Source organism: Streptomyces sp. I05A-00742 (genome assembly GCF_013055795.1).
Classification (GTDB): domain Bacteria; phylum Actinomycetota; class Actinomycetes; order Streptomycetales; family Streptomycetaceae; genus Streptomyces.
Genome location: NZ_JABETO010000003.1, coordinates 180861 through 187849, shown reverse-complemented (window position 1 = coordinate 187849; position 6989 = coordinate 180861). Strand labels below are relative to the sequence as shown.

The following is a 6989-nucleotide window of genomic DNA, read 5'->3' as shown; positions in this document are numbered from 1 at the left end:
ATTTCGGTGGGGCGAAGCTGAGAACTTAAGCGCCAGTAAACGGCGGTGGTAACTATAACCATCCTAAGGTAGCGAAATTCCTTGTCGGGTAAGTTCCGACCTGCACGAATGGCGTAACGACTTCTCGACTGTCTCAACCATAGGCCCGGTGAAATTGCACTACGAGTAAAGATGCTCGTTTCGCGCAGCAGGACGGAAAGACCCCGGGACCTTTACTATAGCTTGATATTGGTGTTCGGTTCGGCTTGTGTAGGATAGGTGGGAGACTGTGAAGCATGCACGCCAGTGTGTGTGGAGTCGTCGTTGAAATACCACTCTGGTCGTGCTGGATGTCTAACCTGGGTCCGTGATCCGGATCAGGGACAGTGTCTGGTGGGTAGTTTAACTGGGGCGGTTGCCTCCTAAAGGGTAACGGAGGCGCCCAAAGGTTCCCTCAGCCTGGTTGGTAATCAGGTGTTGAGTGTAAGTGCACAAGGGAGCTTGACTGTGAGACCGACGGGTCGAGCAGGGACGAAAGTCGGGACTAGTGATCCGGCGGTGGCTTGTGGAAGCGCCGTCGCTCAACGGATAAAAGGTACCCCGGGGATAACAGGCTGATCTTCCCCAAGAGTCCATATCGACGGGATGGTTTGGCACCTCGATGTCGGCTCGTCGCATCCTGGGGCTGGAGTCGGTCCCAAGGGTTGGGCTGTTCGCCCATTAAAGCGGTACGCGAGCTGGGTTTAGAACGTCGTGAGACAGTTCGGTCCCTATCCGCTGTGCGCGTAGGAGTCTTGAGAAGGGCTGTCCCTAGTACGAGAGGACCGGGACGGACGAACCTCTGGTGTGCCAGTTGTCCTGCCAAGGGCATGGCTGGTTGGCTACGTTCGGGAGGGATAACCGCTGAAAGCATCTAAGCGGGAAGCCTGCTTCGAGATGAGGGCTCCCACCACCTTTGAGTGGGTAAGGCTCCCAGTAGACGACTGGGTTGATAGGCCAGGTGTGGAAGACCGGTAACGGTTGGAGCTGACTGGTACTAATAGGCCGAGGGCTTGTCCTCAGTTGCTCGCGTCCACTGTGTTTGTTCTGAAATAACGAACAGCCGAAACCATGCAAGTGATGGTTGGTTGGGTTAATTTCATAGTGTTTCGGTGGTCATTGCGTTAGGGAAACGCCCGGTTACATTCCGAACCCGGAAGCTAAGCCTTTCAGCGCCGATGGTACTGCATGGGGGACCGTGTGGGAGAGTAGGACGCCGCCGAGCAATTATTCAGTAAGCCCTGGCAGGGAGCCCAGCTCCTCTGCCAGGGCTTACTTGCGTTTACCGGCCCGGCAGCCCCTCCCGCACACGCATTCCCGGGCTACCGGTAAGGTCAAGAGGCATCAACAGGAACGTTCCCCACAGGAGGCCCCCGGGTGGAGGTCCAGGAGACGCGCGTCCAGACCGACCGCGTCCTCACCATCCCCAACATCCTCAGCATGGCTCGCCTCGTCGGCGTCCCGCTCTTCCTGTGGCTGATCCTGCAGCCCGTCTTCGGCGGTCCGAAGAGCGATGGATGGGCGCTGCTGGTGCTGGCGCTGAGCGGCGTCAGTGACTATCTCGACGGCAAGCTCGCGCGGCGTTGGAACCAGATCAGCAGCCTCGGCCGGCTGCTCGACCCGGCGGCCGACCGGCTCTACATCCTCTCCACCCTGGTCGGCCTGACCTGGCGGGAGATCCTGCCGCTCTGGCTGACCGCGGCCCTCCTGGCCCGCGAGGCGATGCTCCTGGTCATGGTGTGGATCCTGCGACGGCACGGTTACCCGCCGCCTCAGGTGAACTTCCTCGGCAAGGCTGCCACGTTCAACTTGATGTATGCCTTCCCGCTGCTGCTTCTCAGTGACAATGACAGCTGGGTGCAGCTGCCTGCCACTGTTTTCGGATGGGCGTTCGCCGGATGGGGTACAACCCTCTATTGGTGGGCAGGGATCCTCTATGTGGTTCAAGTCCGCCGACTGGTCAAGGCGGATACCACAGCCGACTGATCTCGCCCTGGGCGCAGGTTCATCGAGGCGATTTCGTCGGCGGTCCGTCATCTCTCAAGGAGGACGCTTCCGACATGAAGGCCGTCGTGATGGCCGGTGGCGAAGGCACTCGTCTTCGCCCCATGACCTCAAGCATGCCCAAGCCGCTCCTGCCGGTGGCCAACCGTCCGATCATGGAGCACGTACTCCGGCTGCTGAAGCGGCACGGGCTCACGGAAACGGTGGTGACCGTCCAGTTCCTCGCCTCGCTGGTGAAGAACTACTTCGGTGACGGCGAGGAGCTCGGCATGGAGCTCACCTACGCCAACGAGGAAAAGCCACTCGGCACGGCGGGAAGCGTCAAGAACGCGGAAGAAGCCCTCAAGGACGACACCTTCCTCGTCATCTCGGGCGACGCCCTCACCGATTTCGACCTGACGGATCTCATCCGGTTCCACAAGGAAAAGGGCGCCCTGGTCACCGTCTGTCTCACCCGGGTGCCCAACCCGCTCGAATTCGGCATCACCATCGTCGACGAGGCGGGGAAGGTCGAGCGTTTCCTGGAGAAGCCGACCTGGGGTCAGGTCTTCTCCGACACCGTGAACACGGGCATCTACGTCATGGAGCCCGAGGTCTTCAATTACGTGGCGCCGGACGTTCCCGTCGACTGGTCGGGTGATGTCTTCCCCCAGCTGATGAAGGAAGGCAAGCCCATCTACGGCTACATCGCCGAGGGCTACTGGGAGGACGTCGGCACTCACGAGAGCTACGTCAAGGCCCAGGCCGACATCCTGGAACGCAAGGTGGACGTCGAAATAGACGGTTTCGAGATCTCGCCCGGCGTGTGGGTCGCCGAGGGAGCCGAGGTCCATCCGGACGCCGAGCTGCGCGGCCCGCTCTACATCGGCGACTACGCCAAGGTCGAAGCCGGCGCCGAGATCCGCGAGCACACCGTCGTCGGTTCCAATGTCGTCGTCAAGAGCGGAGCCTTTCTTCATAAGGCCGTCGTCCACGACAACGTCTACATCGGCCAGCAGAGCAATCTGCGGGGCTGTGTCGTCGGCAAGAACACCGACATCATGCGCGCCGCGCGGATCGAGGACGGTGCCGTCATCGGCGACGAGTGTCTCGTCGGTGAGGAATCGATCATCCAGGGGAACGTCCGGGTCTACCCCTTCAAGACGATCGAGGCCGGCGCGTTCGTCAACACCTCGGTCATCTGGGAGTCGCGGGGCCAGGCGCATCTGTTCGGGGCGCGGGGCGTGTCGGGGATCCTCAATGTGGAGATCACGCCGGAGCTGGCGGTGCGGCTGGCCGGCGCGTACGCCACGACGCTCAAGAAGGGCGCGACGGTCACCACGGCGCGGGACCACTCCCGGGGCGCGCGGGCGCTCAAGCGGGCGGTGATCTCGGCGCTGCAGGCCAGTGCGATCGAGGTGCGGGACCTGGAGAACGTTCCGCTGCCGGTGGCGCGGCAGCAGACCGCGCGGGGCAGCGCGGGCGGGATCATGATCCGTACCACTCCCGGGGTGCCGGACTCGGTCGACATCATGTTCTTCGACGAGCGCGGGGCGGATCTCTCGCAGGCGGGCCAGCGGAAGCTGGACCGGGTGTACGCCCGGCAGGAGTACCGGCGCGCGTTCCCCGGCGAGATCGGTGACCTGTCCTTCCCGTCGAGCGTCTACGACTCGTACACGGGGTCGCTGCTGCGGTCCGTCGACACCTCGGGCGTCGCCGAGGCGGGGCTGAAGGTCGTCGTCGACGCGTCGAACGGCAGCGCAGGGCTCGTTCTGCCCAGCCTCCTCGGGCGGCTCGGTGTGGAGGCGCTGACCATCAACTCCGGACTGGACGAGGCGCGGCCGACCGAGACCGCCGACGCCCGGCGGTCCGGCCTGGTGCGGCTCGGGGAGATCGTGGCGTCCGCGCGGGCGGCGTTCGGGGTGCGCTTCGACCCCGTGGGCGAGCGGATCTCGCTGGTGGACGAGCGGGGGCGGATCGTCGAGGACGACCGGGCCCTGCTGGTGCTGCTCGATCTGGTTGCCGCCGAGCGGCGCAGCGGACGGGTGGCGCTTCCGGTGACGACGACACGGATCGCCGAGCAGGTGGCCGCGTACCACGGTACGCAGGTGGAGTGGACGACGACGTCGCCGGACGATCTGACCCGGGTGGGCCGGGCCGACTCGACGATCTTCGGCGGGGACGGGCGCGGCGGCTTCATCGTGCCGGAGTCCAGCAGCGTCTTCGACGGCACGGCGGCCTTCGTCCGGCTGGTCGGGCTGGTGGCGCGCACTCAGCTCACGCTGAGTCAGATCGACGCGCGCATCCCGCGGGCGCACGTCCTGCGGCGGGACCTGGCGACGCCGTGGGCGGTCAAGGGTCTGGTGATGCGGCAGGTGGTCGAGGCGGCCGGGGACCGTTCGGTCGACACGACCGACGGGGTCCGGGTCGTGGAGGCCGACGGGCGGTGGGTGATGGTGCTGCCCGACCCGGCGGAGGCCGTGACGCACCTCTGGGCGGAGGGTCCTGACGACGCCTCGGCCCGGGCGCTGCTCGACGAGTGGTCGGCCGTGGTGGACGGCGCCGGGCGGTGAACGCCCCCGCCGGGCCCGCGCCCCGTCGTGGGGCGCCGGGCGTACGGCGGAGGCGCTGAGCACCGGGGGCGCCGCTTCCGGTCCCGTTCCGGCACGCCGGTGGGGCCATTGGGAGACGGCGCCCCCGACGTGCGACGATGTGCGGCATGTCGCAGCAGCCCCCCGTTCGGAGGACCCCCGCACCGCCTCCGCGCCCCGACGCCTCCATGTCGCTGCTGACCAATGTGATGGATCACAGCCTGGACGACGGGTACGCGGAGGCGGCGGCCCGGCGGGCCGAGGGCGGCAAGGAACTGCCGGGCAAGCTGCGGGCCAGGCTGGGGCTCGCCGCGGCGCTGCTGCTGGCCGCGGTGGTCGTGACGCTGGGAGCCGCGCAGGCGCGGATATCGGCACCGACGCTGGCCAAGGAGCGCGAGCAGCTCATCGACCGCATCGAGACGGAGACGTCGGCGGCGGACGGGCTGCAGAAGGACGTCAACGGTCTCCGGGAGTCCGTGGGCAGCCGGCAGCGCGAGGCCCTGGAGGAACACGGCGGGGACAAGGCCGAGTTGGTCTCCCTGCTCGCCGGGGCCACGCCGGTGCGGGGGCCCGGGGTGAAGGTGGTCGTCGACGACGCCAAGCAGGCGAAGTCCGGGGGCGGCGGTCCCCGGGAGAGCAGCGGCTTCTCGGACACCGGCCGGGTGCGCGACCATGACATGCAACGGGTCGTCAACGGACTGTGGCAGGCGGGCGCCGAGGCCGTGGCCATCAACGGCCAGCGCCTGACGTCTCTGTCGGCGATCAGGGCGGCGGGTGACGCCATACTGGTGGACAACAGGCCGCTGGTGCCGCCGTACACGGTGCTGGCGATCGGCGACGGCCGGCGGATGAGCACCTCGTTCCAGGACAGCGTCGACGGACAGTACCTGCACGTGCTCCAGCAGAACTACGGGGTCAGGGCGACCATCTCCGTCGAGGACGAGATCCGGCTGCCGCCCGCGCCGAGTCTGACCGTACACACCGCACGGCCGCAGGAGGGCGGCGCGGCCGGCCGCGCCGCCGACACAGGGAAGGGCACATCGTGATCGCCGTATTGGGCCTCATTGTGGGAGTCGTGGTCGGGCTGGTGGTCCGCCCCGTGGTGCCGACGGCGGTCGAGCCCTACCTTCCGATCGCCGTCGTCGCGGCGCTCGACGCGGTGTTCGGCGGGCTCAGGGCCATGCTGGACGGCATCTTCGACGACAAGGTCTTCGTGGTGTCGTTCCTGTCGAACGTGGTCGTCGCGGCCCTCATCGTCTTCCTGGGCGACAAGCTGGGGGTCGGCGCGCAGCTGTCCACCGGTGTGGTGGTCGTCCTGGGCATCCGTATCTTCTCCAACGCCGCCGCCATCCGGCGGCACGTCTTCCGGGCGTGAGGCCGATGAGCACCGACGACACGCCCGAGGAGCCGAAGAAATCCCAGGGGCCCGCCGGGGACGGGACCGGGCCGGTGGAACCCGGCGCCGGGGACCGGAAGCGGAAGGACACCGGGCCGGGTACGCCCGAAGCGGAGCCCTCCGGACCGCAGGAGCGCCCGGAGCCGGCGGGGCGGCCCGGGCACGCGGCCGGGGAGGGCCCTGCGGGCGGTACGCCGCCGCCGTCCGGCCCTCCGCCGGAGCCACCGGCCACAGCCCCCCTGACGGGGCGTCAGCGGCTCGTCAAGGGCCTGTGGCCGCCCCGGCTGACCCGGGCGCAGCTGACCGTCGCCCTGCTGCTGTGCGTGCTGGGCCTGGGGCTGGCGATCCAGGTCCGGTCGAACAGCGGGAGCAGTGTGCTGCGCGGGGCGCGCCAGGAGGACCTGGTGCGGATCCTGGACGAGCTGGACAACCGCACCAAGCGGCTGCAGGACGAGAAGCGGAAGCTGGAGGGCCAGCGGACGGAGCTGGAGAACAGCTCCAACCAGGCCGCGGAGGCCCGTAAGCAGACGGCGCAGAAGGAGCAGCAGCTCGGGGTGCTGGCGGGCACGGTCGCCGCGCAGGGGCCCGGCATCGTCCTCACGGTGAGCGACAGCAAGGGGTCGGTGGAGTCCGACATGCTGCTCGACGCCGTCCAGGAGTTGCGGGCCGCGGGCGCCGAGGCGATCCAGGTGAACGATGTCCGTGTGGTCGCCGGTACATATTTCTCGGGCAGCGCGGGGAGGGTGGAGATCGACGGCAAGAAGGTCTCGCAGCCGTACAAGTTCAAGGTCATCGGCAAGCCCGACGATCTGAAGCCCGCTCTCAACATCCCCGGTGGTGTGGTGCAGACTCTGCAGAAGGAGCAGGCCGGGGTGGACATCTCCCGGTCTGAGAAGATCAATGTTGACGCCTTGCGTCCGGCGAAGCGGCCTGACTACGCTCGGTCGTCATCGCAGTGAGTCGGGCGAACGCAGGGGCTCTGCGGGGAGGGCGGGAAGTTG

Annotated in this window: 5 protein-coding genes and 2 rRNA genes (1 of these 7 only partly in view); all 7 read left to right on the top strand. The window is 67.2% G+C overall.

Annotation, left to right across the window (positions count from 1 at the left end):
• A 23S ribosomal RNA gene (locus tag HN013_RS04250) occupies nt 1–1039 on the top strand; it begins 1822 nt to the left of the window's first position.
• An 87-nt stretch (nt 1040–1126) separates the two neighbouring features.
• Nucleotides 1127–1243, top strand: a 5S ribosomal RNA gene (rrf, locus tag HN013_RS04245).
• Between the two features lie 152 nt (nt 1244–1395).
• The gene (locus HN013_RS04240) at nt 1396–2004 is read left to right on the top strand and encodes a CDP-alcohol phosphatidyltransferase family protein (protein ID WP_171163092.1); all 609 of its coding nucleotides are present in this window, start codon (nt 1396–1398) and stop codon (nt 2002–2004) included.
• Nucleotides 2005–2078: 74 nt separating this feature from the next.
• Entirely contained in the window at nt 2079–4574 is a 2496-nt protein-coding gene (locus tag HN013_RS04235; protein ID WP_171163090.1) for a mannose-1-phosphate guanyltransferase, read from the top strand.
• Nucleotides 4575–4720: 146 nt separating this feature from the next.
• A complete protein-coding gene (locus HN013_RS04230; protein ID WP_171163088.1) occupies nt 4721–5638 on the top strand; it encodes a DUF881 domain-containing protein in 918 nt (305 codons plus the stop codon).
• Nucleotides 5635–5967, top strand: a complete 333-nt coding sequence (locus tag HN013_RS04225; RefSeq protein ID WP_004947174.1) for a small basic family protein — start codon at nt 5635–5637, stop codon at nt 5965–5967. The genes HN013_RS04230 and HN013_RS04225 overlap by 4 nt, the downstream gene beginning before the upstream one ends.
• Before the next feature lie 5 nt (nt 5968–5972).
• Complete coding sequence (locus tag HN013_RS04220) at nt 5973–6947, top strand: DUF881 domain-containing protein (RefSeq protein WP_171163086.1); 975 nt, start codon at nt 5973–5975, stop codon at nt 6945–6947.
• The last annotated feature ends 42 nt before the right edge of the window (nt 6948–6989 follow it).